The sequence below is a fragment of the Micromonospora sagamiensis genome (genome assembly GCF_014680085.1).
GTDB lineage: Bacteria > Actinomycetota > Actinomycetes > Mycobacteriales > Micromonosporaceae > Micromonospora > Micromonospora inyonensis.
Genome location: NZ_AP023438.1, coordinates 5,590,100 through 5,602,911 on the forward strand (window position 1 = coordinate 5,590,100; position 12,812 = coordinate 5,602,911).

General features: G+C 71.7%; 13 protein-coding genes. 9 read left to right on the forward strand and 4 right to left on the reverse strand.

The genetic code is table 11. The features are described from left to right. Positions 1 to 237: 237 nt before the first annotated feature. From IGA62_RS24670 to IGA62_RS24680, 3 genes are all read right to left on the reverse strand, one after another. Positions 238 to 918: a response regulator gene (locus tag IGA62_RS24670; protein ID WP_145818647.1), complete on the reverse strand. Its 681-nt coding sequence runs from the start codon at positions 916 to 918 to the stop codon at positions 238 to 240. Next, a complete protein-coding gene (locus tag IGA62_RS30660; RefSeq protein WP_145818646.1) occupies positions 915 to 2,135 on the reverse strand; it encodes a sensor histidine kinase in 1,221 nt (406 codons plus the stop codon). Before IGA62_RS30660 ends, IGA62_RS24670 begins: the two co-directional genes overlap by 4 nt. Positions 2,136 to 2,223: 88 nt before the next feature. Further along, the gene (locus tag IGA62_RS24680) at positions 2,224 to 3,141 is read right to left on the reverse strand and encodes a RecB family exonuclease (protein ID WP_091462486.1); all 918 of its coding nucleotides are present in this window, start codon (positions 3,139 to 3,141) and stop codon (positions 2,224 to 2,226) included. 137 nt (positions 3,142 to 3,278) lie between these two features. On the opposite strand from IGA62_RS24680, the gene IGA62_RS24685 reads away from it, so the two are divergent. The 3 genes from IGA62_RS24685 to IGA62_RS24695 are packed head-to-tail and all read left to right on the forward strand — an operon-like array spanning position 3,279 to position 6,053. After that, the gene (locus IGA62_RS24685) at positions 3,279 to 4,430 is read left to right on the forward strand and encodes a M50 family metallopeptidase (protein WP_145818645.1); all 1,152 of its coding nucleotides are present in this window, start codon (positions 3,279 to 3,281) and stop codon (positions 4,428 to 4,430) included. Beyond that, positions 4,427 to 5,443 carry a tRNA (adenine-N1)-methyltransferase gene (locus IGA62_RS24690; RefSeq protein WP_145818644.1) on the forward strand — a complete coding sequence of 339 codons (1,017 nt, stop codon included), beginning with the start codon at positions 4,427 to 4,429 and terminating at the stop codon, positions 5,441 to 5,443. Before IGA62_RS24685 ends, IGA62_RS24690 begins: the two co-directional genes overlap by 4 nt. A 37-nt stretch (positions 5,444 to 5,480) precedes the next feature. Continuing rightward, on the forward strand, positions 5,481 to 6,053 hold the full coding sequence (locus IGA62_RS24695; protein ID WP_091462484.1) for a hypothetical protein: 573 nt from the start codon (positions 5,481 to 5,483) through the stop codon (positions 6,051 to 6,053). Between the two features lie 88 nt (positions 6,054 to 6,141). Here the strand turns inward: IGA62_RS24695 and IGA62_RS24700 are convergent, their stop codons facing one another. Beyond that, positions 6,142 to 6,429: a ferredoxin gene (locus IGA62_RS24700; RefSeq protein WP_145818643.1), complete on the reverse strand. Its 288-nt coding sequence runs from the start codon at positions 6,427 to 6,429 to the stop codon at positions 6,142 to 6,144. A 168-nt stretch (positions 6,430 to 6,597) separates the two neighbouring features. Between IGA62_RS24700 and arc the strand changes: the two genes are divergently transcribed. From arc to prcA, 6 genes are all read left to right on the forward strand, one after another. Beyond that, positions 6,598 to 8,379, forward strand: coding sequence for a proteasome ATPase (arc, locus tag IGA62_RS24705; RefSeq protein WP_145818642.1), 1,782 nt, complete (start codon positions 6,598 to 6,600; stop codon positions 8,377 to 8,379). A 174-nt stretch (positions 8,380 to 8,553) separates the two neighbouring features. Beyond that, positions 8,554 to 10,071: a depupylase/deamidase Dop gene (gene dop / locus IGA62_RS24710; protein ID WP_145818641.1), complete on the forward strand. Its 1,518-nt coding sequence runs from the start codon at positions 8,554 to 8,556 to the stop codon at positions 10,069 to 10,071. Between the two features lie 93 nt (positions 10,072 to 10,164). Then, the gene (locus IGA62_RS24715) at positions 10,165 to 10,380 is read left to right on the forward strand and encodes a ubiquitin-like protein Pup (RefSeq protein ID WP_145818640.1); all 216 of its coding nucleotides are present in this window, start codon (positions 10,165 to 10,167) and stop codon (positions 10,378 to 10,380) included. Positions 10,381 to 10,385: 5 nt separating this feature from the next. Next, complete coding sequence (locus IGA62_RS24720) at positions 10,386 to 11,057, forward strand: endonuclease VII domain-containing protein (protein WP_145818639.1); 672 nt, start codon at positions 10,386 to 10,388, stop codon at positions 11,055 to 11,057. Then, positions 10,976 to 11,815, forward strand: coding sequence for a proteasome subunit beta (gene prcB, locus IGA62_RS24725; RefSeq protein ID WP_145818638.1), 840 nt, complete (start codon positions 10,976 to 10,978; stop codon positions 11,813 to 11,815). The genes IGA62_RS24720 and prcB overlap by 82 nt, the downstream gene beginning before the upstream one ends. A 61-nt stretch (positions 11,816 to 11,876) precedes the next feature. After that, a complete protein-coding gene (prcA, locus tag IGA62_RS24730; RefSeq protein ID WP_145818637.1) occupies positions 11,877 to 12,725 on the forward strand; it encodes a proteasome subunit alpha in 849 nt (282 codons plus the stop codon). Positions 12,726 to 12,812 lie beyond the last annotated feature (87 nt).

The following is a 12,812-nucleotide window of genomic DNA, read 5'->3' on the forward strand; positions in this document are numbered from 1 at the left end:
ATGGTGTCATCCTCGGTGCCCGGCCGAGCCGATCCGTCCGCCCGGAGGCGGAACAGGAACGGATTTTCGGCTGCGGGTGGGCCCCCATCCGTCCTCGGGGTCAGCCCTGAGTCACGCCGCCCGGGCCGTGGCCGGCGGCGGGTGCCGACGTCACGTCCGGGACAGACGACGCAACGGGCCGTTCCCGTGCGTCACGCTACGTGACCCGGGCAAACCGGGAGAGCGGGTCGGTGAGGGTCAGCCCCGGGGACGGACCAGCCCCGACTCGTACGCCAGCACCACCGCCTGCACCCGGTCCCGCAGGCCGAGCTTGGTCAGGACGTGCCCGACATGGGTCTTGATCGTCGTCTCGCTGACCGACAACGCCCGCGCGATCTCGGCGTTGGACAGGCCCCGGGCGACCTGCACCAGCACCTCCCGTTCCCGGTCGGTCAGCGAGCCCAGCGCCTTCGGTGGCGTGGACGACGGGTCGGGCAGCAGGTCGGCGAAGCGGTCCAGCAGCCGCTTGAGGATCCGGGGCGCCACCACCGCCTCGCCCGCCGCGACCGTCCGGATCGCGGTGACCAGATCCTCGGCCGGCACGTCCTTGGCGAGGAAACCGCTGGCCCCGGCGCGCAACGCCCCCACCACGTACTCGTCGAGGTCGAAGGTGGTCAGGATCAGCACCCGCACCGGCAGCCGTGCGTCGACGATCGCGCGGGTCGCCGCCACCCCGTCCATCCGGGGCATCCGGATGTCCATCAGCACCACGTCCGGCAGGAGCCGGCGGGACAGGTCCACCGCCTCGACACCGTCACCGGCCTCGGCGACGATGTCCAGGTCGTCCTCCGCCCCCAGCACCATCCGGAAGCCGGTACGCAGCAGCGGCTGGTCGTCGGCGAGCAGCACCCGCACCGGCCGCGTCGTACCCTCGGTCATGCCACACTCCTGCCGCGCCGGGTGCCCACGCCCCTGCCGGGGGCGAGCTGGTCCATCGGTAACGTCGCGCTGACCCGGTAACCGCCGCCGGGACGCCGGCCGGTGCGCAGAACCCCACCGTAGAGGCCGACCCGTTCGCGCATACCGACCAACCCGTGTCCGATCCGGTCGGGTGCGTCACGCCCGGGGCCCCGGCCGGTGTCGGTGATCTCCACGTCCAGCGACACGTCGCCGAAGGTCAGGGCGACCTGCGCGGTGGCCGGGCCGGCGTGCTTGAGCGCGTTGGTCAGCGCCTCCTGCACGATCCGGTAGACGGTCAGGGTCACCCCCTCCTCCAGCGGGCCGGGGGTGCCCTCCACGGTCAGCGTCACCGGCAGTCCCGCCTCGCGTACCTGCTCGACCAGCGACTCGATGCCGGCCAGGCCGGGCTGCGGGGCCAGTTCGGCGGCCGGCTCGTCGGTGCGCAGCACGTCCAGCAGCCGCCGCATCTCCCGCAGGGTGGCCCGGCTGGTGTCCTCGATGGTGGCGATGGCCTCGTCGGCGGCGTCCGGGTCGCGGCGCAGCACCCGACGGGCGCCCGTGGCGAGCACCCCCATCACGCTGACGTGGTGGGCCACCACGTCGTGCAGCTCCCGGGCGATGCGTCGCCGCTCGTCGGCGACCGCCTGCTCGGCCAGGGACCGCTGGTTCGCCTCCGCCACCCGGGCCCGCTCCCGGAGCGCCTCGGTGGAGGCCCGGCGGGCGTGCACCGCCCGGCCCACCGAGAACGACACCAGGCCCACCAGCAGGTTGTTCAGCACCAGGGAGGCGGGGTTCACCTCGAACACGCCCGTCGGCGGCCAGAGCACGTTGACCGCCGCGACCGGCAGCCAGAGCGCCAGCGCGGCCAGGACCGCCGGCCGGATCGTACGGTTCGCCGCCATCGTGTACGTCAGCACCACGAACGTGATGCTCTGCGCGGCCGGGGCGTACCCGAGGAGTGCCGGCAGGAGCAGGGTCAGCACCGCGGCACCGACCGCCAGCCAGGGCGCCATCCGGCGGACCGCCACCGGCGCGACGCAGAGCACGCTCCAGCCGATCGCCACCGGCAGTTGCCGGGGCCAGAACTCCCGGGGCGTGAGCAGCGTGAACACGACCTCCAACAGCACCAGGCCGACGGCGAACAGCACATCCGCGGTGAGCGGGCGCTGACGCAGCCAGTGGGGGAGCTCGGTCACACCACGACGCTAGCCGCCGCCGGGACGCGGGGGTCGTCGCCGACGGTGAACCCTGCCTCATCCTCGTGGAGGAGGACGGCTCGTCCTCTCACTCGTCCGCCCCGGGCGGCGGGGCCGGCCGGGAGCGGGCGTCCCGCAGCGGGTCGGCGCTCGCGGCCGACTCCGGGAAGGGCGGCGGCGTCCCGCCGAAGGTGGGGCAGTGCGCCTGGTGACTGCACCAGTCGCAGAGCCGGCTGGGCCTCGGCCGGAAGTCCCGCCGCTCGGTGGCCTGCTCGATCGCCCGCCACAGGGCCACCACCGTGCGTTCGAACCGCTCCAGCTCCTCGGCGTCCGGGGTGTAGTCGCAGACCTCGGCGTCGCGCAGGTAGAGCAGGCGCAGCACCCGAGGCACCACCCCCCGGGTCCGCCAGAGCACCAGGGCGTAGAACTTGAGCTGGAACAGCGCCCGGGCCTCGAACGCCTCGCGCGGCGCGCCACCGGTCTTGTAGTCGACCACCCGCAGCGCGCCGTCCGGCGCCACGTCGAGCCGGTCGAGGTAGCCCCGGATCAGCAACTCGTCGTCCACCACTGCGGAGATCAGGCTCTCCCGCTCGGCCGGCTCCAGCCGGCGCGGATCCTCGACGGTGAAGTAGCCGTCCAGCAGGGCGGTGGCGGAGCGGAGGAACTCGGCCACAGCCGCCGGATCGTCGCCGGGGAAGAGACCGGCCAGCTCCGGCTGCTCGGTGACCAACCGGTCCCACTGCGGGGCCACCAGGTCACCGGCGGCGGTCGGGGTCCGGCCGGCGGCCGGCAGGTCGAACAGCCGCTCCAGCACCGCGTGCACCAGCGTGCCCCGGACCTGCTCCACCGACGGGCGCTCCGGCAGCCGGTCGATGCTGCGGAAGCGGTAGAGCAGCGGGCAGGTCTTGAAGTCGGCCGCCCGGGACGGCGACAACGACGCCCGGACCGTCGGCGGCACCTGCGCCGGAGCCGTCTGCTGCTGCGTTGTCACCGGTTCCGCCGTCATGCCCAGGAAGGTTAGGGCACCGGTGTGACACCGGCACCCCCGCCGCTCCGACGTGGGGAGGTGGCGAAGCGCCGGCGGCGACGCCGCGCCGGACCGACCCGGGCAGACGTACAGCCCGGGTCCGTAGCATCGACCCGATGGAGGAGAAGCCCCGCCCGCGGCGGCCCGCCCGGCGTCCCGGCCTGGCCGTGGGCCGGGTGTTCGGGGTGCCGCTGCACCTCAACACGTCGATGGTCCTGCTGGCCCTGCTGGTCACGGTCCTGTACGCGGTGTTCGCCCGCCGCCAGCTCGGCCTCTCCCCGCTCGCCGGCTACCTCATCGGCGTCGGATTCGTGGTCTCCCTGCTCGGCTCGGTGCTGCTGCACGAACTCGGACACGCCCTGACCGCCCGGCGGTACGGCATCGGCGTGCGGGGGATCACCCTGGAACTGCTCGGCGGGTACACCGAGATGGAACGGGACGCCCCGACGCCCCGGGTCGACCTGCTGATCTCCCTCGCCGGCCCGGCGGTCTCGGCGGTGCTCGGCGTCGCCGCCGTGGCCGCCACCCTCGCCCTGCCGGACCGTACCCTGCTCCACCAGCTCGCCTTCCAGCTCGCGGTGAGCAACGTCGTCGTCGCGATCTTCAACGTCCTGCCCGGCCTGCCGCTCGACGGTGGGCGGGCGCTGCGGGCGGCGATCTGGTCGGCCACCCGCGACCGGCACCTCGCCACCGAGATCGCCGGCTGGGTCGGGCGGGCGGTCGCCCTGGGCACCGCGGCGCTGGTCACCCTGCTGACCGTGCGGGACGTGCTGGCACCGCTGGCGCTGCCGCTGGTGCTGCTGGTCGCCGCGACCCTCTGGCGGGGTGCCGGCCAGTCGATCCGGATCGCCCGGATGAGCCGTCGGTTCCCGCTGATCGACCTGTCCCGGTTGGCCCGCCCGCTGCTCGGGGTGCCCAGCGGCACCCCGCTGGCCGAGGCGCAGCGCCGTCGGACCGAGAACGGGCCGCCGGACGCCGCGCTCGCCGTCACCGACCCCGCCGGCCGTCCGGTCGCCCTGGTCGACCCGGCCCGTGTCGCGGCGGTGCCACCCGAGCGGCGACCCTGGCTGGCGGTCGACGAGGTGGCCCGGTCACTGGCCACGGTGCCCGCCCTGCCGGTCGGTCTCGACGGAGAACGCGTGGTGGAGGCCGTGCAGACCCACCCGGGCGCACAGTACGTCGTGACGTCAGGCGAAGATGTCGTCGGCGTTCTGCACATCGCGGATCTGGCGCAGCTCCTGGAACCCAAACGGAAGATGAACACGTGACCGCACACCCCACCGCACTCCCGGCCGAGCACGGCACCCCGGCGCCCGTCGACCCGCCGGCGCTGCCCCCCGTGCACCGCGGGCCCTTCCGCCCCGGTGACCGGGTCCAGCTCACCGACCCGAAGGGGCGCATGCACACGGTCACCCTGGAACCCGGCAAGGCCTTCCACACCCACCGGGGCATCCTCGAACACGACGCGCTGATCGGACTGCCCGACGGCAGCGTGGTGACCACCTCCGGCGGCGGCACCGCCTTCCTCGCCCTGCGTCCGCTGCTGTCGGACTACGTGCTCTCCATGCCGCGCGGCGCGCAGGTCATCTACCCGAAGGACTCGGCGCAGATCGTCGCGATGGGCGACATCTTCCCCGGCGCGAAGGTCCTCGAGGCCGGCGCGGGTTCCGGCGCGCTGAGCTGCTCGCTGCTGCGGGCCGTGGGCACCGGGGGAGAGCTGCACTCCTACGAGATGCGCGACGACTTCGCCCAGATCGCCCGCCGCAACGTCGAGGCGTTCTTCAACGGTCCGCACCCGGCGTGGCGGCTGCACGTCGGCGACGTCGCCGACTGCCCGGAGACCGGCTTCGACCGGATCATCCTGGACATGCTCGCCCCGTGGGAGATGCTCGACATGGTCGAGCGGGCCCTCGTCCCCGGCGGGGTCCTGATCGGGTACGTGGCCACCACCCCGCAGCTCTCCGAACTGGTCGAGGCGCTGCGCGAGCGCGGCGGCTGGACCGAGCCACGGGCCTGGGAGTCGCTGGTGCGCGACTGGCACGCCGAAGGGCTCGCCGTCCGGCCCGACCACCGGATGATCGCGCACACCGCGTTCCTGGTCTCCGCCCGCAAGCTCGCCCCCGGCGTCACCGCGCCGCCCCGGCGACGCAAGCCCAGCAAGGGCACCGAGGCGTACGTCCAGCGCCGGCAGCTGCTGCGCGACGCCGAGGCGGCGCGACTGGCGTCGACCCGGACGGCCGACCCGGACGGTGTCCCCGGCGAGGAGACGGACGCCCCGTGACGGCGGACGGGAACCCCGAGCGGTGGGAGGCGGTGGGATGAGCCGGCCGGGCATCGGCGGCGGTGACCTGCCCGCGGTCTTCCCGGACTGGTCGCCGTACCAGGATCTCGAATCGGCGGCGCGTGCCTACCTGCGTGACCCCGACGTGGCGCTGGACGCGCTCGGCGGGGTGCTGCGGGGCGCGTCGGTGCTGGGCTTCACCCTGGAACGCTTCGTGAACGAGGTCAACGGGGTGTGGCAGGAGGTCGTCGTCTGCGACGGCAGCCGGCTGATCCTGTGGCACGGCGAGGACGTCCCACCGGGGGAGGGCCCGCCCGGTTCGATGACCTCGTCCCTGCGGGTGGTGCCGGTCTCCACGGTCACCGAGGTCGGCTGCCGTCGTCGTCTCACCCGCTCCGACAACGGCGAGATCCGGGTCGACAGCATCGACGTCTACCTGCTGCTGACCTCGATGGACGAGGCGCCGCCCGGCGACGAGGTGGTGGGGGCACCCCGGCACGACGCGCTGCGGTTCGGCAAGACGCTCGACGACGGCGGGGCGGGGCAGATCGCCCGCCTGGAGGAGTTCGCCCGGCTCGTCGCCTCGGTGGTCGGTCGTCCGGTCCTCTGACCCCGACTCGCGGGGCGGCGGAGGCCGACTCGCGGCCCGCTGGAGAACGGCTCGACGGCCGGTCCGGTCGGTCGACGACCGGACCCGGTCAGTCGGCGTCCGGGCCGGCCACCTCGACACCGTCGTCCCGGACGACGTGGATGCACTCGCCAGGGCACTCGTTCGCCGAGTCGATCACCTCGAGGCGCAGGTGGGCGGGGACGTCCACGCGGGCGCCCGGAGCCATCCGCAGCTCGCCGTCGATGCCCTTGACGTACGCCAGGCCGTCGACGTCGAACTCGAAGACCTCCGGTGCGTACTGCACGCAGAGCCCGTCGCCCGTACACAGGTCCTGGTCCACCCAGACCTGCAACTGGTCGGTCGCGACCTCCGCCATCGCTGCACCCCCACGCTCGTGCTCCCGTCCCCGACGGTACCCGAACGTCCGCCACCGACCTCGTCCGCGTCCCCGGCGATCAAGGTTCAGGGCGTTGCGTGGGACCGAATCGGGCTCATAGCGGCTAGTGTTAGGGCAGAACGTTCAAGCCCCCCGGGGAGGTGGGACGTGGCACGCAGCGACGACGCGGATTCGCGCGCCGCACGGTGGGAGAAGGAGGCCCACGATCTCTCCACGCAGGTCGCGTTTCTCCAAGAGGAACTCGCTCTGGTGCGGCGCAAGTTGACCGAGAGCCCCCGACACGTCCGGCAGCTCGAAGAGCGCCTGGCGGCCACCCAGGCACAGTTGGCGCGGCTGACCGAGAACAACGAACGGCTCGTGAGCACCCTCAAGGAGGCTCGCGCGCAGATCGTGACGCTCAAGGAGGAGATCGACCGGCTGGCGCAGCCGCCCAGCGGTTACGGTGTCTTCCTGGCCCGGCACGACGACGGCACGGTGGACATCTTCACCGGCGGTCGCAAGCTCCGGGTGGCCGTCTCACCCTCACTGGACGCGGACGAACTCCGCCGCGGCCAGGAGGTCCTGCTCAACGACGCGTTGAACATCGTCGACGCGTTCGGCTACGAGCGGGTCGGCGAGGTCGTGATGCTCAAGGAGGTGCTGGCGGGCCCCGCCGGCGAGCCGGGTGACCGGGCGCTGGTGGTCTCGCACTCCGACGAAGAGCGGATCGTGCACCTCGCGGACACCCTGATCGGTTCGTCGATCCGGGCCGGTGACTCACTCATGATCGAGCCCCGTTCGGCGTACGCGTACGAGCGGATCCCGAAGAGTGAGGTCGAGGAACTGGTCCTCGAGGAGGTGCCCGACGTCGGCTACACCGACATCGGGGGTCTCCAGTCGCAGATCGAGCAGATCCGCGACGCGGTGGAACTGCCCTTCCTGCACGCCGACCTGTTCCGTGAGCACCAGCTCCGTCCGCCGAAGGGCATCCTGCTCTACGGCCCGCCGGGCTGCGGAAAGACGCTGATCGCCAAGGCGGTGGCCAACTCGCTGGCGAAGAAGATCGCCGAGCGGGAGGGCAAGGAGCGGCACACCAGCTTCTTCCTCAACATCAAGGGCCCCGAGCTGCTCAACAAGTACGTCGGCGAGACCGAGCGGCACATCCGGCTGATCTTCCAGCGGGCGCGGGAGAAGGCCGGCGAGGGCACCCCGGTGATCGTGTTCTTCGACGAGATGGACTCGATCTTCCGGACCCGGGGCTCCGGTGTCTCCTCCGACGTGGAGAACACCATCGTTCCCCAGCTGCTCAGCGAGATCGACGGCGTCGAGGGGCTGGAGAACGTCATCGTGATCGGCGCCTCCAACCGGGAGGACATGATCGACCCGGCCATCCTGCGGCCCGGCCGGCTCGACGTGAAGATCAAGATCGAGCGTCCGGACGCCGAGGCGGCCAAGGACATCTTCTCCAAGTACATCCTCTCCGGGCTGCCGCTGCACCCGGACGACCTGGCCGAGCACGGCGGTGATCCCCAGGCGACCGTCGCGGCCATGATCGACGCGGTCGTGCTGCGGATGTACTCGGAGACCGAGGAGAACCGCTTCCTCGAGGTCACCTACGCCAACGGCGACAAGGAAGTCCTCTACTTCAAGGACTTCAACTCCGGCGCGATGATCCAGAACATCGTCGACCGGGGCAAGAAGATGGCCATCAAGGAGTTCCTCACCTCCGGGCGCAAGGGGCTCCGGCTCCAGCACCTCCTCGACGCCTGCGTCGACGAGTTCCGCGAGAACGAGGACCTCCCCAACACCACCAACCCGGACGACTGGGCCCGGATCTCCGGCAAGAAGGGCGAGCGGATCGTCTACATCCGTACGCTCGTCTCCGGGGGCAAGGGCACCGAGTCCGGCCGGTCCATCGAGACCGCCAGCAACACCGGCCAGTACCTCTGACCGACCAGGGGAGCCCGCGGCGCGACACGCCGCGGGCTCCCGCTGTTCCCGGCCGACGCTCGGGAAAGATCGACCACGCCGCAACCCGGCGAAGCGCCACGCCCACTTCCCGGGTGACGCGGACTACGCTCAACGTGACACCGGAGCACGTTGGCGAGCGAAGCGGGTAGGTCGATGAGCGTACGACGGATCATGGGCACCGAGGTCGAGTACGGGATCTCCGTTCCCGGTCAGGCCGGGGCCAACCCGATGGTCACCTCGTCGCAGGTGGTCAACGCCTACGGAGCACGCCCGGAGCTCAACCGGGGCGGCCGGGCGCGTTGGGACTACGAGGAGGAGTCGCCGCTGCGCGACGCCCGCGGCTTCACCTACTCCGGCGCCGCCTACGACCCGGCGGAGGCGCTCGCCGACGAGGACCTGGGCCTGGCCAACGTCATCCTGACCAACGGCGCCCGCCTCTACGTCGACCACGCCCACCCCGAGTACTCCACCCCCGAGGTGACCAACCCGCGTGACGTGGTGCGCTGGGACAAGGCGGGAGAGCGGGTGATGGCCGAGGCGGCCCGCCGGGCGGCCACCATCCCCGGCACCCACCCGATCCACCTCTACAAGAACAACACCGACAACAAGGGCGCCAGCTACGGCGCGCACGAGAACTACCTCATGCGCCGGCAGACGCCCTTCGCCGACATCGTGGCGTACCTGACGCCGTTCTTCGTCACCCGGCAGATCGTCTGCGGCGCGGGCCGGGTCGGCATCGGCCAGGACGGCGGGCAGAGCGGTTTCCAGATCTCCCAGCGGGCCGACTTCTTCGAGGTCGAGGTGGGGCTGGAGACCACCCTGAAGCGGCCCATCATCAACACCCGGGACGAGCCGCACGCCGACGCCGACAAGTACCGCCGGCTGCACGTCATCATCGGCGACGCCAACCTCTCGGAGATCTCCACCTACCTCAAGGTCGGCACCACCGCCCTGATCCTGACCATGATCGAGGAGAAGGCCCTCGGCCCGGACCTGGGCATCGCCGACCCGGTCAGCGAGCTGCGCGCGGTCAGCCACGACCCGTCCCTGACCCACCGGATGCGGCTGCGCGACGGCCGCCGGCTGACCGCCCTGGACCTTCAGTGGGCGTACTACGAGCGGGTGCGGTCCTTCGTGGACGATCGGTACGGCACCGACGCCGATGCCCAGACCCTCGACGTGCTGGCCCGTTGGGAGAGCGTGCTGGACCGGCTGGGCCGCGACGTCATGCTCTGCGCCGACGAGCTGGACTGGGTGGCGAAGCTGCGGCTGCTGGAGGGTTACCGGGAGCGGGAGAAGCTCGGCTGGGGCTCGCACAAGCTCCAGCTGGTCGACCTCCAGTACTCCGACGTGCGCCCGGAGAAGGGCCTGTACCACCGGCTGGTGTCCCGTGGCGCGATGAAGACGCTGCTGACCGACGAGGAGACCCGTACGGCGATGACCGAGCCGCCGGAGGACACCCGGGCCTACTTCCGGGGACGCTGCCTGGCCGAGTACCCCTCCGAGGTGGTCGCGGCGAGCTGGGACTCGGTGATCTTCGACATCGGTCGGGAGTCGCTGGTGCGGGTGCCGATGATGGAGCCCGAGCGGGGTACGCGGCGACACGTCGGCGAACTCTTCGACCGCTGCGAGAGCGCGAAGGACCTGCTGGAGACGTTGACCGGCGGCTGAGTCGGCGGTCGGTGACGAAAGCCGGTCGCGTGGCCGGTTTTCGTCGCTCCCGCGAGGTAAGTTTCTGGCAAGCGATCGTGGAGGAGGCACCACATGGCTACTCGTGACAGCGGCGGTCAGTCCCAGTCGGGCAAGGGGCGCCAGGGCGAGGAGATCGAGGACGTCACCACCGAGGCCAACCCGGAGGTCGCCGAGCGGCACGCCGAGATCACCGAGGACGTCGACGACCTGCTCGACGAGATCGACTCCGTCCTCGAGGAGAACGCCGAGGAATTCGTGAGGGGCTATGTCCAGAAAGGCGGAGAATAGGGCATATGTCCGATTCGCCGAGCGCGACGGACAAGCCGTGCCCGCAGTGCCGGCGGGTGCTACCTCTCACCGAGTTCCACCGGAATCGCCGTCGGGCCGACGGCCTCGGCTTCTACTGCAAGGCGTGTGCGGCGGCCCGGTCGGAGGCGAGTCGTCGTAAGCGCGGCATCGCGCCGCAGCGGAGGTCGTCGACGCCGGTGGGCGACGGGCTGAAGTGGTGTCCGGACTGCGAGCAGATCAAGCCGCTGGACGACTTTCCCACCACCTCCACCAAGGCCAGTGGCCGGCACAGCTACTGCAAGCCGTGCCACAACGCACGCGGTAAGGAGACGGCACAGCGGCTCTACGGCGGGACGCGCGAGTACCACCTGCGGCGGCGGTACGGCATCGGGCAGAAGGAGTTCGACGAGCTTCTGGCCGAGCAGGGCGGGGTCTGTGCGATCTGCGGTGCCTCCGAGCCGCAACATGTGGACCACGATCACCGCAACGGGTGGGTACGCGGGATACTCTGCTTCAACTGCAACGGTGGTCTTGGTCAGTTCCGTGACGACCAGTCACGGCTGGCCGGGGCGATCACGTACCTGAGAGGAACCACGTGGCAGCGGGTTTTGATCCATCCGGGCGTCTACCAGATGTGTTCACCAACGCGGGGACGTCCTCCTTCACCCAGTTCCTGAGTCGGGTGGCACCGGAGCTGCTTCCCGGTCGACGGCCGCTGCCGCCGGGCATGGCCGCCGACCTGGCGCCGCACGCGACGACCATCGTGGCCATCACGGCCGAGGGTGGCGTGGTGATGGCCGGCGACCGGCGGGCCACCATGGGCAACCTGATCGCCCAACGGGACATCGAGAAGGTGCACCCGGCCGACGCGTACTCGTTGGTGGGCATCGCCGGCACCGCGGGCATCGGCATCGAGCTGATGCGACTGTTCCAGGTGGAGCTGGAGCACTACGAGAAGATCGAGGGCGCGATGCTCTCGCTCGACGGCAAGGCCAACCGGCTCGCCGCGATGATCCGCGGCAACCTGGGCGCGGCCATGCAGGGTCTCGCGGTGATCCCGCTCTTCGCCGGATTCGACCTGGCCGCGCCGGATCCCGCCCGCGCCGGTCGGATCTTCAGCTTCGACGTCACCGGCGGCCCCTACGAGGAGACCGGGTACGACGCCATCGGCTCGGGTTCGATCTTCGCCCGCTCCGCCCTGAAGAAGCGGTTCCGCCCCGGTCTCTCCATCGCCGACGCGACCCGGCTCGCGGTGGAGGCGCTCTACGACGCGGCCGACGACGACACCGCCACCGGTGGCCCGGACCTGACCCGCCGGATCTACCCGGTGGTGATGACCGCGACGGCCGAGGGGACGCACCGGCTCACCGCGGAGGAGACCGCCGCCCTCGCGGAGAGCGTCGTGGCGGGCCGGATGGAGAACCCGGGCGGCTGACCCCGGCACGTCAGCAGTAACCAGAAGCCGTCAGCACAGCGCCTGAAGGAGAACCGCCGTCGTGGCCATGCAGTTCTACGCCTCGCCCGAGCAGATCATGCGCGACCGTTCCGAGCTGGCCCGTAAGGGCATCGCCCGGGGCCGCAGCGCGGTGGTCCTGAGCTATGCGGGCGGGGTGCTCTTCGTCGCGGAGAACATCTCCAGCGCCCTGCACAAGGTCAGTGAGATCTACGACCGGATCGGCTTCGCCGCGGTCGGCCGGTACAACGAGTTCGAGAACCTGCGGCGCGCCGGGGTGCGGATGGCCGACCTGAACGGCCTCAGCTACGACCGGCGGGACGTGACCGGCCGGGCCCTGGCGAACGCCTTCGCCCAGACCCTCGGCGCGATCTTCACCGAGCAGTCGAAGCCGTTCGAGGTGGAGATCTGCGTGGCGGAGGTCGGGGCCACCGCCGAGCAGGACGAGCTCTACCGACTCACCTACGACGGATCGGTGAACGACGAGCCCGGCCGGATGGCGATGGGTGGCCAGGCCGAGGCGATCTCCGGTGTGCTCAAGTCGGAGCACCGGCCGGACATGTCGCTCGCCGAGGGGGTCAAGATCGCGGTGAAGGCGCTCGGCACCGTCGGTGGCGAGGGTGGCGCGGCACGGACCATCGCCGCGAACCAGCTCGAGGTGGCGGTGCTGGACCGCAGCCGGGTCGGGCGGACCTTCCGCCGGATCACCGGGGCCGCGCTGACCGCGCTGCTCGACGGTGGCGAGGAGCCGGCCGGGTCGGCGCGTGCGGAGACGCCGAAGCCGCCGTCGGCCCCGGCGGGGAAGCCGACCACCTCGGCCGGTTCGGCTGACCTGGAGGGGCAGGCCCCGGAGGCCGCTGCGGGGGAGTCGACCGGCTCGGCCGAGGCGTAGGTAGCCCACGGTCGGCAGCCGGCCGGGTCGCCGAGAGGCTGACCGGACGGCTGCCGGCCCGCACGTGCGGTCGGCCCGTCCCGGGCG